The sequence below is a fragment of the Deinococcus sp. KSM4-11 genome, from assembly GCF_004801415.1.
In the GTDB taxonomy this organism is placed as follows: Bacteria; Deinococcota; Deinococci; order Deinococcales; family Deinococcaceae; genus Deinococcus.
The window spans coordinates 14,247-31,922 of record NZ_SSNX01000012.1; the positions used below are offsets into that span (position 1 = coordinate 14,247).

Below are 17,676 nucleotides of genomic sequence, written 5' to 3' on the forward strand. Positions count from 1 at the left end.
GGTCTCCTTGAAGGTGGTCTGCCGCTGAGGATACACAGCGGCAGGACGTGGCCGGTGCGGTGTCGGACCACTTCCGGATGTGCGAGCATGGCGGTCATGAGTCGCGCCCTGAGCCCCTCGCCGGAGGCGCACCACCCGGCCCCACCCCTTGCCCCACGAACCCTAGGCGTGGGCCTGATCCTGGTCGTCATGATCGTGGCCTTCGAGTCCATGGCCGTCGGCACGGTCATGCCGCGCGTGGCCTCCGACCTCAACGGGCTGGCGTTGTTCGGGTGGGCGTCCAGCGCCTTCCTGCTCTCCAGCCTGCTCGGCGCCGTGGCCAGCGGCGTGCTCGCCGACCGGCGGGGGCTGGCGCCGGGCACGGTGGTGTCGCTCGCGCTGTTCGCCGTGGGCCTGCTGGTGGGCGGTACGGCGTCCTCGATGCCGGTCTTCGTGCTGGGACGGCTCATCCAGGGCCTGGGTGCGGGTGGGCTGGGCGCCCTGCCGTGGGCGGTCATCACCACGCGCTACCCGGAGACCGCGCGGCCCCGCATGCTGGCGGCCATGTCGAGCGCGTGGCTGCTGCCGGTGCTGGTAGGACCGCTGATCGCCAGCGTGATCGCGGATCAGTGGTCGTGGCGGCCGGTGTTCTGGGGGCTGGTGCCCCTGCTGCTGCTGGCCGCGCCGCTGTGCGTGCTGCCGCTGCTGGCCCGCCATGGCTCGGAGGGGGCCACGCGGGCACAGACCCCGGGGTCGAAGCGTCAGTTGTGGCCCGCGCTGGGCCTGTTGGCCTCGGCAGGCGCCCTGATCGAGGGCCTGCGCCGCCCGGAGGCCGCCGCCCTGATCGTGGCCGGACTGGGCCTGATCGGCCTGCTCCTCGCGGCCCGGCCGCTGTTCCCGGCAGGCCTGTGGCGGCTGGCGCCGGGCCTGCCACGCCTGCTGGCCCTGCGGGGGCTGCTGGCCTTCGCGTTCATGGGTTCCGGCACCTTCCTGCCGCTGGCCCTGCACGACCTGCGCGGCCTGAGCCTGAGCGGGGCGGGCGTGGTGCTCAGCGTCGGCGGGGCCACGTGGACAGCCGGCTCGTGGATCCAGGCGCAGCTCGAGCGGCGCTGGAACGGCGCGTATCGGAGCCTCACCACCCGTGGGGCCCTGGCCTGCGTGGCGCTGGGCCTGAGTGTCACGGCCCTGAGCACCCTGGGGATCACGCCGCTGTGGTGCGTGTACGTGGGCCAGGTGCTGGGCTGCCTGGGCATGGGCATCGGCTACAACGGCATCAGCTTGAATGCCCTGGCCAGCGTGCCCGCCGCCGAGGCCGGACGCCTGTCCGGGCAGCTGGCGAACATCGAGACGCTGATGGTCGCCCTGTCCGCCGGGATCGGCGGGGCGCTGATCGCGCGCGTGCAGCCCATGCAGGGCGCCTTCACGCTCGCCTTCGGCATAACGCTGCTGGCGGCGCTGACCGCCGCAGTGGCGGCTCTCCGGCTGCGACTGGCGGCTCCCGAATAGCGGGCCGTGCGGCCCCAGCAGTGAGCTGGCACTACACGCCCAGGTACGCGCTCCGCACGCGGTCGTCGTTCATCAGGTCGGCAGAGGTGCCCTGAAGCGAGATCGTCCCGCTCTCCAGCACGTAGCCCCGGTGGGCGATGCCCAGCGCCGCGAAGGCGTTCTGCTCGGCCAGCAGGACGCTCACCCCGGCCTCGTTCACGCGCTGCACGGTCTGGAACACCTGCTCGACCACCAGCGGTGCGAGGCCCAGTGAGGGCTCGTCCAGTAGCAGCAGCTGGGGCCGGGCCATCAGCGCGCGGGCGATGGCGACCATCTGCTGCTGCCCACCCGACAGGCTGCCCGCCGGGTCATGGCGTTTCTCGACCAGAATCGGGAAGAGGTCGAACACGCGCTGTAATTCGCGCTGTGTGCCCGCCGGGTCTTTCCGGTGGACATACGCGCCCAGACGCAGGTTCTTCTCCACGCTCAGCTCCGGGAACAGCAGCCGCCCTTCCGGGCACTGCGCCACGCCGTGCGCGACGTTGAACTCGGGGCGGCCACCGGTCAGCGGCGTGCCGTTCCAGTGGGCCGTGCCCGAGGCCGGGCGCTGGAGGCCCGAGAGCGTGCGGAAGAGCGTGCTCTTGCCCGCGCCGTTCGCGCCGAGCAGCACCACGATCTCGCCGGGCTTCACGCTCAGGTTCACGTCGTGCAGGGCGGTGAAGGCCCCGTAGTTCACGCGCAGGTTCTGGATCTCAAGCATGGCGGGCTCCCGCTCCCTGGCCCAGCTGTCCGCCGTGTGCGTGGCTGCCCAGGTACGCCTCGATCACGGCCGCATCGCGGCTGACCTCGGCGGGCGTGCCCTGCGCGATCAGCTGCCCGTGGTGCAGCACCAGAATGCGGTTCGCGAGGCCCATCACCAGGCTCATCTTGTGTTCGACCAGCGCCACAGACAGGCCGCCTTGCACCAGCTCGCGGATCAGGGCCATCAGGCGCACCGTCTCGTCGGGGTTCATGCCTGCGGCCGGTTCGTCCAGCAGCAGCAGCGTGGGGTCGCTGGCGAGCGCCATGGCGATGCCCACGCGCTTCTGCCCTTCCTGCGTGAGGGCTCCGGCGGGTCGGTGCGCCTGCGCGGCCAGCCCGACACGTTCCAGGGCCTGCATCGCCCCGGCGCGACTGGCCTCCTCGTCGTGCTTCTCGCGGCCGGTGCGCAGCAGGGCATCGATCAGCCCGGCCCGTGTACGCACCCGGTGGCCGATCATGACGCCCTCGAGCACGCTGAGTTCCTTATAGATGGTGGTCGTCTGGAAGGTGCGGGCGATGCCGCGAGAGACGACCTGATGCGTCTTCAGGCGCGTGACATCCTCGCCCCGGAAGCGGATCTGGCCCGCCGTGGGCACGTAGAAGCCCGAGATCAGGTTGAAGAAGGTGCTCTTGCCCGCGCCGTTCGGTCCGATGATCGCGGTGATCTGCCCGGACGGGATGCTGGCCGTCACGTCTTTCACGGCATCCAGGCCGCCGAAGCGGATGCCCAGACCCTGGACGTCCAGCAGGCCGTGTGGGTCGAGCGCTGCCTCAGGCATGCTGATCCCCCACCTCGTGTCCGGCCTCCGCGCGGTTCTCCGGGCCGGTCTCGGGAGCCGCGCCGCTGCGCCGGGCGCGCACCCTCTCCCACAGGCCCACCAGGCCGTGCGGCGCGAACATCACCAGCAGCACCAGCAGCGGCCCGAACACGATGTACTGGTAGTCCTGGAGGCCCTTGAGCCCCTGCGACAGACCGTACATCAGGCCCGTGCCCACCAGCGGCCCGGCCAGGGTGCCCAGGCCGCCCACCAGCAGGTACAGCAGCACCGTGAAGGTCGTGACCGGCCCGGTGATCGCGGACCCCAGGAAGCCCACGTACACGGCATACAACCCGCCCGCGAAGCCCGCGATGGCGGTCGAGAGCATCATGGCGCGCAGCTTGTGCGAGTACACGTCGATGCCGGCGCTGCGCGCCAGATCCTCGCCGCCGCGGATGGCGAGCAGGGAACGGCCGAACACGCTGCCGCGCGTGCGGGCCACCACGACCACCGTGACGGCCAGCGCGAGCAGCGCCAGGAGGTAGTACCCGCCCGCCAGTCTCAGCCCGACGGCCTGCGACATGGCCGACAGCCCACCTGGAGCGGCCACCCCGTTCAGGCCGTCGTTCCCGCCGGTCAGGGCGTCCCACTTGTTGATGATCAGGGCGATGATCACGCCCACGCCCAGCGTGAAGATCGAGAAGGCGTCCCCGCGCGTGCGGAAGGCCACCAGCCCCAGCAGCAGGCCGCCCGCCGCGCACAGCAGCACGCCCGCCGGCCATGCCAGCCAGAAACTCCACCCGGCCCTGAGCGTCAGGATGCCGACCGTGTACGCCCCGATCCCGAAGAAGCCCGCGTGTGCCAGCGGCAGCAGGCCCGCGAAGCCCAGCATGACGTTCAGGCCGTAGGCGACCATGGCCCAGATCATGATGTTGACGGCCACGTCCAGTACGTAACCGCTCGGCCGCAGGAACGGCACGAGGGCCGCCACCACGAACAGCGCGGCCCAGATCCACGCGCCGCGCTTCATGTGCCCTTCCGGAACAGGCCCTGCGGCCGGATGGCCAGCACCACGACCAGCATCGCGAAGCCGATCACGTCCGCGAAGTCCAGGTTGATGTAAAAGCCGCCGAACACCTCCGCGAGGGCCAGCAGAAAGGCGCCCACGATGGCGCCCGGCACGCTGCCCATGCCGCCCAGGATGATGATGGCGAACACCTTGAGGTTCATGACCTCGCCCATGCTGGGGGCCACCGAGTTGATCGGCGCGATGAGGGCCGCCGCGATGGCCGCCAGCCCGCCCGAGATCGCGAAGGTCAGCATGCCCACGCGGTTCGTGTTGATCCCGACCAGGCGCGCTCCCTCACGGTTCTGGCTCATGGCCTCGATGGTCGCGCCGGTCAGGGTGCGCTTGAGGAAGAAGTTCAGTCCCAGCATGGCGAGCACGCTCGCCGCGATCACGATCAGGCGCTGCCACGTGACGATCACGCCGCCGAGGGTCACGATGCCCGGAATGGGCTCCGGGATGCGCTTGAAGTCCGGCCCCCAGATGAGCTGCACGGCCGCCTCCAGGAAGAACAGCACCCCGATCGCCGCGATCATCGGATGGACATGCGGCGCGTTTCGCAGCGGGTAGAAGATCACCCGTTCGAGCAGCGCGGCCAGCAGCGCCACCCCCAGGCCCGCCAGCAGCAGCGCGGGCACGTAGCCCACGCCCAGCCGGTCGAGCGACGCGTACGCGAGGTACGCGCCCAGCATGTACAGGCCGCCGTGCGCGAAGTTCGGCACGCGCATCACGCCGTACACCAGCGTCAGGCCCAGCGCCACCAGGGCGTACACGCCGCTCAGCGCGAGCGCGTTGAAGAGTTGTTGCAGGAAGGTCGTCAAGGGAGGACTCCAGGGGTGGGCAGGTAGGACAACGCGCCCCGCATGGTGACGGGGCGCGGCAGGGCGCGCTTACTTGAAGGTCGTCGTCAGCCGCAGGCGGGTGTACTGGCCGCCCTTGACGCTCGCCACCACGAAGGCGGCGTCGGCATGGCCGCCGGCCGTCACGCCGTTGAGTTTGAACACGGTCTTGCTCTGCGGCAGGGCCTTGGCCGCCGCGTCGAGCTGCGCGCGGATCGCCGTGGGGTCGTCGGTCTTGCCCGCCAGTTCCATGGCCTTGGCGATCACGTTGATGCCCATGTAGTTCAGGGCGGCCTCACTGGTGGGGATCTTCTTGTACAGCTTCTGGTACTGGGCCACGAACAGCTGCGTCCCGGCGAATTCCTTGACGGGCAGCACGCCCACGCTGCCGTCCAGGTACGAGCGGGGCACGACCTGATCCATCTGCTCGAACTTCGCCTGATCCATCACGATGAAGCCGCCCTTGAACCCCTGTTCGCGCGCGGCCTTCACGACCAGCGCGGTCGGCTGGCTGGGGCCGCCGATGAACATCACGTCGGGCTTCTCGGCCAGCGCCTTGGTCACGGCGCTGCTGTAATCGACGGTGGTGTTGTAGTCCACGCCGTTGTTCCCGCCGACGGTGCCGCCCTGCTTGGTCCATTCGCCGCTGATCGCTTCCGTCCACTGCTTGCCGTAGGCGCTGGTGGTGCCGACCAGGGCCAGCTTCTTGCCGAAGGCCTTCATCTGCGTGGCCACGAAGGGTTGCAGGTAGTTGTCGTAGCGGGGCGGCAGCATGAAGGTCAGGGGGTTGTTCGACGCGAGGATCTTCGGCTCGCTGGAGTACGCCACCAGCAGGAACTTGGGATCGCCGGTCGTCATGGGCTGCACGGTCAGGATGCCCCCGGCGTGCGGCACCACGATGATGCTGATGCCCTGACTGGTCAGGCGCTTGACGTTGGTGGCCGTCTCGTTCGGCAGGTAGCGGTCGTCGAGGGCCACGAGCTTGAAGGTCACCTTCTCGCCCGCCACCTGAAGGCCGGTCTTGTTGATCTCGTTGATGGCCATGTCCAGGCCGCTCTGCACGTCCTTGCCGTAGAAGGCCGCCGCGCCCGACAGGGGGCCGGAGTAGCCGATGTTCACGACCTTGTCGGCCAGGGCAGAGGACACGCTCAGGAGGACCAGGGCAGACAGCAGGTGGAGTCGTTTCATAAGTGGCCTCCGGTGTCCAGGGCATCGGCACAGCCGAACGACTCCTTGGACGGGGTACAAGTTGTGGGTACTGCGCATGGTCGCATGGGCGTGAGGGGGTGTCAATCACCCGCCCAGGGCCCTAGGGTGTTCAGCCCGGCCTTGGCACCTTCCCCAGCACGGAAGCCGATCCGCCGTTCACCCACGCCCGGAAGCTGCCCGGATCGTGCAGGAAAAAGCCCCACATCCAGTGGGGCTGCCCGTCCGCCTTCACCCGGGCGGGGTGCATTGTTGGGGTGAACACAACTTATCAGGCGAATGTGAACTTGATGTCAGGCAGTGAACAGTTCGCGGCCGTCGCCGCCGGCGGATGTCACCACGTGTCGCCGCCACCCGGCGGCGGCCACGCGCCGATCATGCGGCGAAGCATGATCGCCTGCCCGACGTGTACGGCGTTGTGGAGGGCGTGCAGGCACAGTTCGTACCCCAGCGTGTCCCGCCCCCGTACGACGCGCGACAGGTCATCCTCGCGGGCCACGCGCCGCAGTTCGGTCAGTCCCTCCAGAAAACCCCGGAGCAGCTCATCCCACCCGTCCGGCGTGGTGGACGGCCAGCCGCCTTCGGCATGTTCGGGCACCACGCCGCGTTCGCCGTGGGCCAGGGCCAGGGTGTAGCGCTGCCAGAAGCGCAGGTGCCCGAGCAGATCGGCAATGGAATGCGGCGCGCCCTCCACGCGGCGGCAGGCGTCGTCCGGCCTCAGATCCAGGAACGCGCGGCTGGGCGGCACGAAGGCGCTGCCCTCGTCCAGCAGGGCTTCCAGGGCGTCGGACGGAGGGCCGAACCGCAGGGTGTCCGGGAAGGGAACGCTCATGGGCACATCGTAAGCACTTGCGTCGTGACAGAGGCGACGTCGTGGCCGGGCCACCCCGGCCCTTCGCCGCGCCTGTACACTCACGACCGTGTCGGGGTTCGCGGGGCCGCACGGATGCGGGCCGCTGGGGCCTCGACCACCCGTGCCCGGAGGGGCCGTAAGGGTGGAAGAGGGGTGGAGAGATGGATCAGAATAAGGGAAAAGCGCCCCGCAGCCGGGCGCGCATGCTGGAACTGGTGTTCCCGAAGGACACGAATTACCACGGCACGGCCTTCGGCGGCTGGGTGCTGTCGCTGATGGACAAGGCGGCCAGCGTCGCGGCCGTGCGGCATGCCAGCGGGAACGTGGTCACCGCGCGCATGGACGGCGTGGACTTCCACGTGCCGATCCGCGTGGGGGACGCCGTGGCCCTGGACGCGCAGGTGGTACGGGTGGGGCGCACCAGCATGACCATCCGCGTGGACGTGTACCGCGAGCACATGCCGACCGGGGATCAGGAACTCGCCACGACCGGCACCTTTGTGTTCGTCGCCCTGGACGAGCAGGGCAAGCCCCGGCCCGTGCCGCCCCTGCCGGACGGGCAGGACACCCGCAGCGCCGACCCGGATCCCGAGGCGCGCCCGTGAGCCTGCACCTGACCCTGGTGCGGCATGGAGCCACGGACTGGAACGGAGCGGGGCGCTGGCAGGGCTGGACGGATACGCCGCTGGGCGCGGTGGGCGAGGCACAGGCCCGGCGACTGGCGGCGCGGCTGGCGGGCCGAACCTACGACGCGGTGTACAGCAGCGATCTGGTGCGCGCCGCCCGGACGGCCGAGTTGGGCGTGCCGGGCGCGGCCATCCGCGTGGATGACCGCCTGCGGGAACTGCGCTTCGGCAAGTACGAGGGGGCCGGCACGGACGACGTCCTGCACGACCCGGACTACCACGACTGGCAGCGCGACCCCTGGAACCTCCCCGCGCCCGGCGGTGGCGAGAGTCTGGCTGGGGTCGCCGCCCGCCTGCACGCCTGGGCACAGGATCTGCCGGATGGCCGGGTGATCGCGTTCTCGCACGGGGCAGCCATCCGGGCGCTGCTGTGCGTGCTGTTCGACTGGCCAACCCTGCCGGTGCCCGGCTACGTGCTGCCGTTCCCGTACGTGCTGGCCCACACGGGCCTGACCCACCTGACCCGCACCGGGGGCCGCTGGACGCTCGTCACGTACAACGACCACGCCCACCTGGAGGAGTGACCGGGTACCGGACATACACCGTCAGATCCCGCGCACCGGACAGTCCTCGTCCGTGCGCGGGCTCCGGCCAGCCGGCTGGTCAGTCCTGACTGGTCACGTAGAGCAGGGCGCCGAACAGTGCGAGGTTCTTGAAGAACTGCACCTGCTGCTGCTGGCGCTCCTTGCCCTGCTTGTCCCAGAAGGGGTGGCCGATCACGGTCGTGGGGATCAGGCTGGTGGCCAGGGCCGTACCCATCACGCGCGGCAGGATGCCCACCGCCATCAGCGCGCCCGCCCCGAGCATCACGCCGGAATTGATCTTCACGGCCAGTTCCGGCTCCGGTACCTCGGCCCCACGCGCCGCCCGGACGATCGGTTCCGGTTCCTGTAGGTGCTCGATGCCCTGTTTGATGAACAAGCTCGACAGCAGTGCCCGCCCGATGAATCCCGTGATGCTCATGCCAGACCTCCTTGGAATGCCGTGAAGTGTAGCGCAGCGGCCCCACCCACTTGAACTGCTGGCCCGGAGCGGCCGTGGATCAGGAGATCCCCTGAATCACGGCCAGCTGCCGGGTCAGGTCGGCCATGATGTCCTGCACGGCCAGCGTGCCGGCCTCCAGCAGCCGCACATACTCGGCGTACGTGATCGGGCCGTCCTCCGCGCCCCCCTGCACCTCGATGATCAGGCCCGTGTCGGTGGCGACCACGTTCAGGTCGGCCCGCGCTACCTTGTCCTCGACGTAATCGAGATCCACGCGCAGCTCATCGCCGATCAAGCCGACGCTGATGGCGCCCACGTTGTGCACGATCGGCCAGTCGGTCAGTTTGCCCTGCTGCACCAGCCGGTCGCAGAAGTCGTGCAGCGCCGCATGCCCGGCCAGGATGCTCGCCACACGCGTGCCGCCGTCGGCGACCAGCACGTCGCAGTCGATGTAGATGGTCTGGTTGCGAAAGGGCCGCAGATCCATGCTCGACCGCAGTGCGCGGCCCAGCAGGCGCTGGATCTCATGGCGGCGGCCGTTCTGGAGGTTGCGCTCCCTGGCCTGCCGGTCCTCGGTGGCGCGGGGCAGCATGGCGTACTCGGCGGTCAGCCAGCCCTCCTTGCGGCCGCGCATGTGCGGCGCGGGCTTGTCCTCCAGGGTCACGGTCGCGAGGATCTCGGTGCGGCCCATGCACAGGTGTGCGCTGCCGGGCGCGTGCGGATTCACGCCGCGCTTGACGCTCATGGGGCGGGGCGTGAGGGAGTCCCGGCCCTCGCGGACGGGGTTCTTGCTGTTCGGTGTGGTCATGTGTGGATGGACTCGATTCTCAGCGGCTCCGGGGCCGCTGCGGTGAAGTGCTCCCCACTATGCCCGGTTTCGGCCGTCAGGGTGGTGATGACCGGCCGGACGGCCCCCACGTCCCCCGTCACGAGGTACGTGACCTGGCCCGGCGTCTGCCCGGCGCGCAGCAGGCCGCCCTGTTCCAGCACGTGGCGGGTGTGCCGCGCGACGCCCTCGCCGCTGTCCACCAGCGTGAAGGTGTCCCCGAACTCCGCGCGGATGGCGGGGGCCAGGAAGGGGTAGTGCGTGCAGCCCAGCACGAGCTGATCCACACCCGCGTCCTTCAGGGGCGTCAGCGTGGTCCGCAGTTCACGGCGTGTTTCCTCGCTGCCCGCCTGCCCGGCCTCGACCAGCGGCACGAGCCGGAGGTTCACCACGCCCTCCACGCTCACGCCCAGCGGCGCCGCATGGTCGCGGATCACGTCCCGCATCAGCTGGCCCTTCAGGGTCACGGGGGTCGCCAGCACCGCGATCTTCCCGCTGCGGGTGGCGAGCGCGGCGGGCTTCACGGCGGGCACCAGTCCGATCACCGGAAAGGGAAAGCGGGAGCGCACCCGCGACAGACTGAACGCCGCCGCCGTGTTGCACGCCACCACGACCGCCTTCACGCCGCGTGCCTGCAGGGCGGCCACGGCGCGTTCGGTCAGGTCGATCACGTCGTCCTCGCTGCGCTCGCCGTAGGGCACGTGCGCGGTGTCGCCCAGGTACAGGACATCCTCGAAGGGCAGCACCCGGCGCAGCTCGGCCAGGATGCTCAGGCCGCCCACGCCACTGTCGAACACACCCACCGGAGCCGAGGAAGACATCACGCGGATGATAGGCCCAGAACGAGAGGCCCAATGCCGCGCTACGGTGAACCCCACATGCCCGACACCGGTTTTCTCGGCCTCGATCCCTGGCGCTGGCTGCTGGCCGGACTGGCCGCCCTCCTGATCGGGTTCTCGAAGACCGGTCTGCCCGGCGCGGGCATCCTGGCCGTGCCCGTGATGGCCTGGGTGTTCGGCGCGCGCCTCTCGGTGGGCGCGACCCTGCCGCTGCTGCTGGTGGGCGACGTGTTCGCGGTGCTCGCCTACCGCGCCTACGCGGACTGGCCGCAGTTGCGCCGCCTGCTGCCCTGGGTGGGTCTGGGGCTGCTGGCCGGCACGCTGCTCCTGTGGGTGCTGGGCCGCGTGAACCTGAAGGCCGACCCGCTGGGGCCGGTGATCGGCGGGATCATCCTGGCGCTGCTGGGGCTGACCCTGCTGCAACGCACGGGCCGCCTGCGCTGGCAGCCGGGTTCCAGCCTGGGCACCGGGCTCATCGGCGTGCTGGGGGGATTGACCACCATGATCAGCAACGCGGCGGGGCCGGTCATGGGCATCTTCATGACCTCACTGGGCTACAGCAAGCAGCAGCTGATGGGCACGAACGCGTGGACGTTCTTCCTGTTCAACCTGAGCAAGATTCCGCTGCTGGCACTGCTCACCTGGGACAACGCCGCGCACCCGCTGGTGACGGCGGGCAGCCTGGAAGTGAACGTCCTGCTGGCCCCGTTGGTCGTGCTGGGCGCGTGGCTGGGCCGCGCGTTCCTGCCCCGCGTGCCCGAGGGAGCCTTCACCACGCTGCTGCTCGTGCTGGCGGGCGTGGCGGCCGTGAAACTGCTGCTCCCGACCTGAGCCTGCATAGGCCGGGCGTTAGCGTCCCGAGCCGCGCACCACCAGCTTGCCCCGGACATGCCCCGCCTCGCTCATGGCCTGCGCGTCCGGGAGCTGATCGAACGCGAAGGTGTGGTCAATGTGCGTGGTCAGTTTGCCCTGGGCGGCCAGATCGATGACCCGCTGCAGGGTATCGGCCTTCAGGCCACCGGGATCACCGCCGGACACCGGAATCCCCAGCGCGGGGGCGTCAAAGTCCGCGATGGTGATGATGCGGTCCGGGCCGCCCCGCAGCGCGATGGCGTCGTTCAGGAAGCCGTGCCCGGCGACATCGAACACCGCGTCCACGCCCTGTGGGGCCAGTGCCCGGATGCGGTCGAGGGCCCCCTCGCCGTAGGTCACGGGCTCGGCGCCCAGACTGCGGACATACTCCGCGTTCGCGGCGCTGGCGGTGCCGATGACCCTCGCTCCGTCCTGCACCAGCAGCTGCACCGCGATGGTGCCCACGCCACCGGCGGCGCCGTTCACCACGACCGTCTCACCGGACTGGATCTTCAGCGGGGCCAGGGCGCGCTGCGCGGTTTCGGCAGCGAGCGGCAGGGTAACCGCCTGCTCGAAGGTCAGCTGTGGCGGGATCCGGATCAGGGCGGCGGGCCGGGCCAGGGCAGCCTCGGCGTAGGCGCCGCTGTCGACGAAGCCGGCCACACGATCCCCCAACGCGAAGTCCGTGACCCCCTCGCCGACCTGATCGACGGTGCCCGCGACCTCACTGCCCAGGATCGCCGGGAAGGTGATGGGCATGAACTGTTGCATCCAGCCCAGGCGGATCTTGAATTCCAGCGGGTTGATCCCGATGGCCTCGATCCGGACGCGCACCTGACCGGGGCCGGCCTGTGGATTGGGGACATCCTGCACCGAGAAGTTCTCTGTGCCGCCGAAGCCGGTCAGAACCGTCGCTTTCATGGGGTCTCCTGCACTGCCGTGGGGAAGGCGGATGCTCAGGTCGAGTCGGCCTGCGCTGCCCGCAGTATGGGCCGGATGCCGGCCGAGGTGCCGGCGAGCGAAGGCTTGTTCCTCGAATCATATTCGTGTTAGAACAGAATCACGCCAAGCGATATCGCCAGATGACGAATGGAGGGCCATGATCGACGAGCTGAACCTGACGCTGCCAGACGGCCGCACCCTGCACGTGTACGACACCGGCCCCCGGGCCGCCTTCCCCGTGATCTGGCACCACGGCACCCCGAACATCGGCTCGCCGCCCGAACCCCTGTTCACCGCCGCCGCGCGGCTGGGCCTGCGCCTGATCGGCTACGACCGGCCTGGCTACGGCGGCAGTTCCCCTCGCAGGAACCGTTCCGTCGCCTCGGCCGCCGCCGATGTGGCCGCCCTGGCCGACACGCTGGAGCTGCACCACATTGCCGTGCTGGGCCACTCCGGCGGCGGCCCGCACGCCCTCTCCTGCGCCGCCCTGCTGCCAGAGCGGGTGGTCGCCGCCATCAGCGTGGCCGGGCTGGCGCCGTACGGCGCGGCCGACCTCGACTGGTACGCGGGCATGCACTCGCCCGCCGCCCTGGAAGCGGCCGCCGCCAGACGCGCCACCAAGGAGGCGTTCGAGGCGACGGAGCCGCCCTTCGACCCCGAGGTGTTCACCCCTGCCGACCACGCCGCCCTGAACGGTCCGTGGAGCTGGCTGAACAGCGTCGTCGGCCCCGCCCTGCAGGCTGGCCCCGCCCCGCTGATCGACGACGACCTCGCCTATGTCTGTCCATGGGGCTTCGACCCCCATGGCATCCGCGTGCCCACGCTGCTGCTCCACGGCCAGCTCGACCGCATGGTGCCCGCCACCCACAGCGAATGGCTCGCCCATGTCATCCCGAATTCCGACCTTCGACTCATGCCCGGCGACGGGCACATCTCCGTCCTGAATCACGCCGAAGCTGCGCTGGAGTGGCTGCGGAGTCAGCTCAACCACCCCACAGGAGACCGACCATGAGTGACATCCCGACCGCGTGGCCGCGTGGCCTCACCGCCATCACCCTGTTCACCGAGGATCTGCCCGCCACGAAAGCGTTCTACCAGGAGGTCTTCGGCCTGCCCGTGGTGCACGAGAACGCGGACTCGGCCGTGTTCCTGTTCGGGAACACCATGCTGAACCTCCTGACCATCGCCAACGCGCCGGAACTGGTCGAGCCGGCGGCCGTCGCCCCCCAGGATGCCGGAGCCCGCGCGGTCTTCACCCTGACCGTGGACGACGTCGACGCGATGTGCGCCGAACTCGCGGCGCGCGGCGTCACCTTCATCAACGGCCCGATGGATCGCCCCTGGGGCATCCGCACCGCCAGCTTCCGCGACCCGAGCGGCCAGATCTGGGAGATCGCCAAGTAGAGCGGTAAGACCGGAAGACACAGAGTTCACGCCTGTCGGCTGGTTTGCCGACAGGGCGCTGCTTTGCCATCTCTCCAGTTTCGCTGCCACTCGGCTGGCTGACCGTCAAGGGTTTGCCGGAACTTGGGGTCAGGTGTTCACGACCCCCACGCCCGAAACCGCAATGTCCCTGGGGACAACTCTCAGTGACCGCACATGCCTGCTCCTTAGCCTCGGTCAGAACGACATCGAACGAAAACACTCACCTGGAGGCAGGAATGACCATCAGCAGATGGATGTTGAGCAGTGCGATCGTCAGTCTGACGGGAGTGGCCGGAGCGCAGGCAGCGTGTGTCAAAGCGCCGACCTACGCTTACAACGGCCTGGTGAAGATTGAGTACCCGAGCAGCAACGGAGGCGCTCAGGTGCAGCGGGCCTGTGACGTGGGCGCGCAGCAGCTGGCGGCGGACGTGATGGCGACGGGCAAGGCCAACGGCGTTCCCGTACGCTGGGTCGAGGTGTACGGCGTGCGCCGCTGGGGCTCGGTGTTCCACGATCTGATCTACAAGACGCGCGCCCAGGGCTACCAGCAGGTGGCGTTCAGCAAGTACAACGCCCTGCCCCGCACCCGCATGAGCAACAAGGAAGAACTCGTGTACGCGAACGGATCGGGCAAGTATGTCGCCATGTTCTCGTACACCGAGGGCACCAGCACCGCCAACACCGCCGACGTGTTCGTGCTGTACGGCAACTGAACAACGGCCACTCTGCGTGTGATGTTCCAGCGAGCTTCGACGCTGAGCACCGACTTCGACCCACCGACAGTACTACCGGGCAGGGAATGTCACCCATCGCCCCCGCTGGCCGTTACCGGCGCTTCAGTAGGATTCATGTGGAGAATCGAGCGCGGCCCTCAACTGAGGGCCGCGCTCAATGCTTCCTTAGGAATGTCCGCCTGTGTTTACGGCTCACACGGGTAACCGACGGTCTTCAGTTCAGCGCTTCCCGAATAGTGTCTCCCAGGGCCTTGATCCCCTTTTCAATCTGATCGGGCGTGGCGGTGCAGTAGCTCAGGCGCATGGTGTTCTCGCCGCCGCCCAGGGCGTAGAAGGGACTGCCGGGCACGTACGCGACCTTGCGTTCGACCGCACGCGGCAGCATGGCCTGGGTGTCGATCCCCTCCGGCAGCGTGACCCACAGGAACATGCCGCCCTCCGGCACCGTGTGCTGGGTATCGCCGGGGAAATCGGTGGCGATGCGGGCCATCATGTGCTGGGCGCGCTCGCCGTAGGCCTTCTTCACGGTCTCGATCTGAGCGGGCAGGATGGGCAGCAGTTCGGTCACGATCATCTGGTTCAGCGTGGGCGTGTGCAGATCCGCGCCCTGCTTGGCCATGATCAGCTTCTGGATGATCGGGCGGGCCGCCTGCACCCACGCGTCGCGCAGGCCGGGCACCAGGGTCTTGGAGAAGGAACTGCTGTAGATGATGTGGTTCTGGTCGACGCTTCCCGCAAGTTCCAGGCCCAGCGAGTACAGGCTGGGCAGCGCCTCGCCGGTGAAGCGCAGCGCGCCGTAGGGATCGTCCTCAATGACCAGGACGCCGTGCTGCGCGGTGAGTTCCACGAGTCGCTTGCGGCGTTCCAGATTCAGGGTGCGGCCGGTCGGGTTCTGGAAGTTCGGCACGGCGTACAGGAGCTTGGCCCGCGTGGTCTTCAGAATGTCTTCCAGGGCGTCCACGTCGATGCCGCCCTCGTCGGTGGGCAGCTGCACGTAGTTCGGCAGGTACGGCTGGAAGGACTGGAGCGCGCCCAGGTACGTGGGGGCTTCCACCAGCACCGTGTCGCCCTCGGAGATCAGGATCTTGCCGAGCAGGTCCAGGCCCTGCTGGCTGCCGGTCAGGATCTGCACGTTCTGCGCGGGAATACCGGCCTGCTGCCCGATCCACTCGCGCAGCGGCGGGTGGCCCTCGGTCGTGGAGTACTGCAGTGCGGCCGGACCGTACCTGTCCAGCGCGGCGGTCGTGGCGGCGCGCACGGCATCCAGCGGGAACAGTTCCGGGGCGGGCAGGCCCCCGGCGAAGCTGATCACGTCCGGCTGCTGGGTGACCTTCAGGATCTCGCGAATGGCGCTGGCCGTCATGCCGCGCACGCGCGTGGCGAAGGCCGCCTGGAAGTTGAAGGAGGTCGCGTTGGTCATGCCCGCCATGCTACGCCGCGTGCCCGGCTGGCATCAGACTGGACGTGCCTTGTTGGCCGGTTCGGGTGGACGCGTAAACTGGGAACGCTCAAGGAGGCAACACATGCTCGTCACTGGTAACGACATCCTGGTTCCCGCCCGCGCCGGCAAGTACGGTGTCGGCTCGTTCAACACCAACAACATGGAGATCACGCAGGCGATCATCCACACCGCCGAGAAACTCCGCAGCCCCGTGATGGTGCAGATGTCCGAGGGCGCCATCAAGTACGGCGGGCAGGATCTGGCGAACATCGTGATCGACCTCGCCAAGCGGGCCACGGTGCCCGTCGCGCTGCACCTCGACCACGGCAGCAGTTACGCCTCGGCGCTGAATGCCATCAAGATGGGCTTCACCAGCATCATGATCGACGCGTCGCACCACAACTTCGAGGAGAACGTCCACGAGACCCGGCGTGTCGTGGAGGCCGCGCACGCCATGGGCATCAGCGTGGAGGCGGAACTCGGGCGTCTGGGCGGCATCGAGGAGCACATCGTCGTGGACGAGAAGGACGCCTTCCTGACCGATCCCGACGAAGCCGTGCAGTTCGTCGAGCAGACCGGCACCGATTACCTGGCCATCGCCATCGGCACCAGCCACGGGGCCTTCAAGGGCAAGGGCCGACCGTACATCGACCAGGCGCGCATCACGAAGATCGGCGAGATGCTCAGCATTCCGCTCGTGGCGCATGGTTCCAGCGGCGTGCCCCAGGAGATCGTGGAACGCTTCCGCAAGGCCGGCGGCGAGATCGGCGAGGCGGCCGGCATTGCCGACGACGATCTGCGCGAGGCGTGCCAGCACGGCATCGCCAAGGTGAACGTGGACACGGATCTGCGGCTGGCGAGCACGGTGGGGATCCGCGAGGCCCTGGCGGCGAATGCCAAGGAATTCGACCCGCGCAAGATCTTCGGCCCGGCCCGCGACGTGATGGCCCAGGTGATCGAGCACAAGATGCGCGTGCTGGGCAGCGTCGGCAAGGCCTGAGCTGACCGCATGGCGGGGGGAGAAGATGCCCCCGAAGTCCCCTCCCAGGGGGCATCCAACTCGCTGAGAATTCTCACCCGGCCGCCTTATGCTCGCTGTTGCATGAGGGCGGCCTTTTTCCTGTATCCACTGCTGCTGAGCGGGCTGAGTTCGGCCGCGCAGGGCGATCTGCTGCCGCCCAGCCTGGGCAGCGGCTGGCAGGCCCGGCTGTCGTCCATGCTGCCCGCCCCCGGACAGACGGTCGATGTGATGCAGCGCAAGGCTGGGATCTCCGTGGTGGATCTGCAGGTCAGGGTCGCGCAGGCGCAGGGCAGCCCCGAGGCCCTGAACAAGGTACTGTCGGATGTGCAGAGCGGCATCAAGCCCACCTACGATCCCCGCCTCGGCTTCTCCAAGGACGAGTTCGCGCGCTATCTGGTGTTCGAGACGACCCTGGCGAAAAGTGGCAAGAGCCTGCACCTGCCGGTCACCCGCGATGCGGGCCGGGTGTCCTTCGGCGATGCCGATGGTCTCAAGGGGGTGCTCAAGGGCGTGTACATCGACCTGAAGACCGGCGAGATGCACGGCCCGGAAGGCTACTCGGCGCGGCCCGTGAACGTGGCCCCCACCCTCGACCAGGACAGCGGTCTGAAGGTCATCACCGGATTCCTGTGGAAGGTCATCGGGAACGATGCGCGTGCCGGGAACGGCGTGCGCGGCACCCTGAACCTGCTGCAGCTTGACGACGGGCAGATCATCCTGAGTTACAAGCGCACCAGCATGATCAAGAACGTCCTGAACCAGGGCGAGGTCATCCTCAGCTACACCCGCTGATTCCCTCGCTGTCGAGCAGGAAGCCTGCCCTCCGGTGGGTCTTAGCGCCCGGACGGCTGAAGTGACGGCACACCCCCCATCAGTCTGATGACCCCCTGACCTCAGCTCAAGGGTTCCTCACGTGACATTCAGGGCGGGTCACGCGCC

Annotated in this window: 20 protein-coding genes; 9 read left to right on the top strand and 11 right to left on the bottom strand. The window is 68.9% G+C overall.

Annotated features, from left to right (window positions below):
* Positions 1-96 precede the first annotated feature (96 nt).
* On the top strand, positions 97-1,485 hold the full coding sequence (locus E7T09_RS21310; protein ID WP_240741928.1) for an MFS transporter: 1,389 nt from the start codon (positions 97-99) through the stop codon (positions 1,483-1,485).
* 31 nt (positions 1,486-1,516) lie between these two features.
* Here the strand turns inward: E7T09_RS21310 and E7T09_RS21315 are convergent, their stop codons facing one another.
* From E7T09_RS21315 to E7T09_RS21340, 6 genes are all read right to left on the bottom strand, one after another.
* Entirely contained in the window at positions 1,517-2,224 is a 708-nt protein-coding gene (locus E7T09_RS21315) for an ABC transporter ATP-binding protein (protein WP_136391229.1), read from the bottom strand.
* Complete coding sequence (locus E7T09_RS21320) at positions 2,217-3,044, bottom strand: ABC transporter ATP-binding protein (RefSeq protein ID WP_136391230.1); 828 nt, start codon at positions 3,042-3,044, stop codon at positions 2,217-2,219. Before E7T09_RS21320 ends, E7T09_RS21315 begins: the two co-directional genes overlap by 8 nt.
* Positions 3,037-4,053, bottom strand: a complete 1,017-nt coding sequence (locus E7T09_RS21325; protein WP_136391231.1) for a branched-chain amino acid ABC transporter permease — start codon at positions 4,051-4,053, stop codon at positions 3,037-3,039. Before E7T09_RS21325 ends, E7T09_RS21320 begins: the two co-directional genes overlap by 8 nt.
* Complete coding sequence (locus E7T09_RS21330; RefSeq protein ID WP_136391232.1) at positions 4,050-4,910, bottom strand: branched-chain amino acid ABC transporter permease; 861 nt, start codon at positions 4,908-4,910, stop codon at positions 4,050-4,052. The genes E7T09_RS21325 and E7T09_RS21330 overlap by 4 nt, the downstream gene beginning before the upstream one ends.
* 69 nt (positions 4,911-4,979) lie before the next feature.
* The gene (locus E7T09_RS21335) at positions 4,980-6,116 is read right to left on the bottom strand and encodes an ABC transporter substrate-binding protein (RefSeq protein ID WP_136391233.1); all 1,137 of its coding nucleotides are present in this window, start codon (positions 6,114-6,116) and stop codon (positions 4,980-4,982) included.
* Between the two features lie 352 nt (positions 6,117-6,468).
* Positions 6,469-6,966 (bottom strand): DinB family protein, encoded by a 498-nt coding sequence (locus E7T09_RS21340; RefSeq protein ID WP_136391234.1) that lies wholly within the window; start codon positions 6,964-6,966, stop codon positions 6,469-6,471.
* 182 nt (positions 6,967-7,148) lie between these two features.
* Between E7T09_RS21340 and E7T09_RS21345 the strand changes: the two genes are divergently transcribed.
* Together E7T09_RS21345 and E7T09_RS21350 are read left to right on the top strand one after the other, a co-directional pair.
* Entirely contained in the window at positions 7,149-7,592 is a 444-nt protein-coding gene (locus E7T09_RS21345) for an acyl-CoA thioesterase (RefSeq protein ID WP_136391235.1), read from the top strand.
* Positions 7,589-8,197 (top strand): histidine phosphatase family protein, encoded by a 609-nt coding sequence (locus E7T09_RS21350; RefSeq protein WP_240741929.1) that lies wholly within the window; start codon positions 7,589-7,591, stop codon positions 8,195-8,197. The genes E7T09_RS21345 and E7T09_RS21350 overlap by 4 nt, the downstream gene beginning before the upstream one ends.
* A gap of 79 nt (positions 8,198-8,276) precedes the next feature.
* Here the strand turns inward: E7T09_RS21350 and E7T09_RS21355 are convergent, their stop codons facing one another.
* The 3 genes from E7T09_RS21355 to murI all read right to left on the bottom strand — a co-directional run bounded on the left by E7T09_RS21355 (position 8,277) and on the right by murI (position 10,304).
* Positions 8,277-8,636, bottom strand: coding sequence for a DoxX family protein (locus E7T09_RS21355; protein ID WP_136391236.1), 360 nt, complete (start codon positions 8,634-8,636; stop codon positions 8,277-8,279).
* 79 nt (positions 8,637-8,715) lie between these two features.
* Positions 8,716-9,465 (bottom strand): ribonuclease PH, encoded by a 750-nt coding sequence (gene rph / locus E7T09_RS21360; protein WP_136391237.1) that lies wholly within the window; start codon positions 9,463-9,465, stop codon positions 8,716-8,718.
* Entirely contained in the window at positions 9,462-10,304 is an 843-nt protein-coding gene (gene murI / locus E7T09_RS21365) for a glutamate racemase (RefSeq protein WP_136391238.1), read from the bottom strand. Before murI ends, rph begins: the two co-directional genes overlap by 4 nt.
* Positions 10,305-10,361: 57 nt before the next feature.
* Here murI and E7T09_RS21370 point away from each other — a divergent pair, with 57 nt between their 5' ends.
* Positions 10,362-11,153 carry a sulfite exporter TauE/SafE family protein gene (locus E7T09_RS21370; RefSeq protein ID WP_168734978.1) on the top strand — a complete coding sequence of 264 codons (792 nt, stop codon included), beginning with the start codon at positions 10,362-10,364 and terminating at the stop codon, positions 11,151-11,153.
* An 18-nt stretch (positions 11,154-11,171) separates the two neighbouring features.
* On the opposite strand, the gene E7T09_RS21375 is transcribed toward E7T09_RS21370, so the two are convergent.
* Positions 11,172-12,095 carry an NADP-dependent oxidoreductase gene (locus E7T09_RS21375; protein WP_136391240.1) on the bottom strand — a complete coding sequence of 308 codons (924 nt, stop codon included), beginning with the start codon at positions 12,093-12,095 and terminating at the stop codon, positions 11,172-11,174.
* A gap of 178 nt (positions 12,096-12,273) precedes the next feature.
* On the opposite strand from E7T09_RS21375, the gene E7T09_RS21380 reads away from it, so the two are divergent.
* The 3 genes from E7T09_RS21380 to E7T09_RS21390 all read left to right on the top strand — a co-directional run bounded on the left by E7T09_RS21380 (position 12,274) and on the right by E7T09_RS21390 (position 14,254).
* Positions 12,274-13,128, top strand: coding sequence for an alpha/beta fold hydrolase (locus E7T09_RS21380; protein ID WP_136391241.1), 855 nt, complete (start codon positions 12,274-12,276; stop codon positions 13,126-13,128).
* Positions 13,125-13,520 (top strand): VOC family protein, encoded by a 396-nt coding sequence (locus E7T09_RS21385; protein WP_136391242.1) that lies wholly within the window; start codon positions 13,125-13,127, stop codon positions 13,518-13,520. Before E7T09_RS21380 ends, E7T09_RS21385 begins: the two co-directional genes overlap by 4 nt.
* Positions 13,521-13,777: 257 nt before the next feature.
* Positions 13,778-14,254, top strand: coding sequence for a hypothetical protein (locus E7T09_RS21390; protein WP_136391243.1), 477 nt, complete (start codon positions 13,778-13,780; stop codon positions 14,252-14,254).
* Positions 14,255-14,489: 235 nt separating this feature from the next.
* Here E7T09_RS21390 and E7T09_RS21395 read toward each other — a convergent pair whose 3' ends face one another.
* Positions 14,490-15,695: a PLP-dependent aminotransferase family protein gene (locus E7T09_RS21395; protein WP_136391244.1), complete on the bottom strand. Its 1,206-nt coding sequence runs from the start codon at positions 15,693-15,695 to the stop codon at positions 14,490-14,492.
* A 103-nt stretch (positions 15,696-15,798) separates the two neighbouring features.
* On the opposite strand from E7T09_RS21395, the gene fba reads away from it, so the two are divergent.
* Positions 15,799-16,716: a class II fructose-1,6-bisphosphate aldolase gene (gene fba, locus E7T09_RS21400; protein ID WP_136391245.1), complete on the top strand. Its 918-nt coding sequence runs from the start codon at positions 15,799-15,801 to the stop codon at positions 16,714-16,716.
* A 102-nt stretch (positions 16,717-16,818) separates the two neighbouring features.
* Entirely contained in the window at positions 16,819-17,529 is a 711-nt protein-coding gene (locus E7T09_RS21405) for a hypothetical protein (protein ID WP_136391246.1), read from the top strand.
* Positions 17,530-17,676: the final 147 nt, after the last annotated feature.

Excerpts from the sequence above, each read along its gene's own strand:
- E7T09_RS21310 (WP_240741928.1), top strand. The coding sequence starts at position 97 with ATGAGTCGCGCCCTGAGCCCCTCGCCGGAGGCGCACCACCCGGCCCCA.
- E7T09_RS21315 (WP_136391229.1), bottom strand. The coding sequence starts at position 2,224 with ATGCTTGAGATCCAGAACCTGCGCGTGAACTACGGGGCCTTCACCGCC.
- E7T09_RS21320 (WP_136391230.1), bottom strand. The coding sequence starts at position 3,044 with ATGCCTGAGGCAGCGCTCGACCCACACGGCCTGCTGGACGTCCAGGGT.
- E7T09_RS21325 (WP_136391231.1), bottom strand. The coding sequence starts at position 4,053 with ATGAAGCGCGGCGCGTGGATCTGGGCCGCGCTGTTCGTGGTGGCGGCC.
- E7T09_RS21335 (WP_136391233.1), bottom strand. The coding sequence starts at position 6,116 with ATGAAACGACTCCACCTGCTGTCTGCCCTGGTCCTCCTGAGCGTGTCC.
- E7T09_RS21340 (WP_136391234.1), bottom strand. The coding sequence starts at position 6,966 with ATGAGCGTTCCCTTCCCGGACACCCTGCGGTTCGGCCCTCCGTCCGAC.
- E7T09_RS21345 (WP_136391235.1), top strand. The coding sequence starts at position 7,149 with ATGGATCAGAATAAGGGAAAAGCGCCCCGCAGCCGGGCGCGCATGCTG.
- E7T09_RS21355 (WP_136391236.1), bottom strand. The coding sequence starts at position 8,636 with ATGAGCATCACGGGATTCATCGGGCGGGCACTGCTGTCGAGCTTGTTC.
- rph (WP_136391237.1), bottom strand. The coding sequence starts at position 9,465 with ATGACCACACCGAACAGCAAGAACCCCGTCCGCGAGGGCCGGGACTCC.
- murI (WP_136391238.1), bottom strand. The coding sequence starts at position 10,304 with ATGTCTTCCTCGGCTCCGGTGGGTGTGTTCGACAGTGGCGTGGGCGGC.
- E7T09_RS21370 (WP_168734978.1), top strand. The coding sequence starts at position 10,362 with ATGCCCGACACCGGTTTTCTCGGCCTCGATCCCTGGCGCTGGCTGCTG.
- E7T09_RS21375 (WP_136391240.1), bottom strand. The coding sequence starts at position 12,095 with ATGAAAGCGACGGTTCTGACCGGCTTCGGCGGCACAGAGAACTTCTCG.
- E7T09_RS21380 (WP_136391241.1), top strand. The coding sequence starts at position 12,274 with ATGATCGACGAGCTGAACCTGACGCTGCCAGACGGCCGCACCCTGCAC.
- E7T09_RS21385 (WP_136391242.1), top strand. The coding sequence starts at position 13,125 with ATGAGTGACATCCCGACCGCGTGGCCGCGTGGCCTCACCGCCATCACC.
- E7T09_RS21390 (WP_136391243.1), top strand. The coding sequence starts at position 13,778 with ATGACCATCAGCAGATGGATGTTGAGCAGTGCGATCGTCAGTCTGACG.
- E7T09_RS21395 (WP_136391244.1), bottom strand. The coding sequence starts at position 15,695 with ATGACCAACGCGACCTCCTTCAACTTCCAGGCGGCCTTCGCCACGCGC.
- fba (WP_136391245.1), top strand. The coding sequence starts at position 15,799 with ATGCTCGTCACTGGTAACGACATCCTGGTTCCCGCCCGCGCCGGCAAG.
- E7T09_RS21405 (WP_136391246.1), top strand. The coding sequence starts at position 16,819 with ATGAGGGCGGCCTTTTTCCTGTATCCACTGCTGCTGAGCGGGCTGAGT.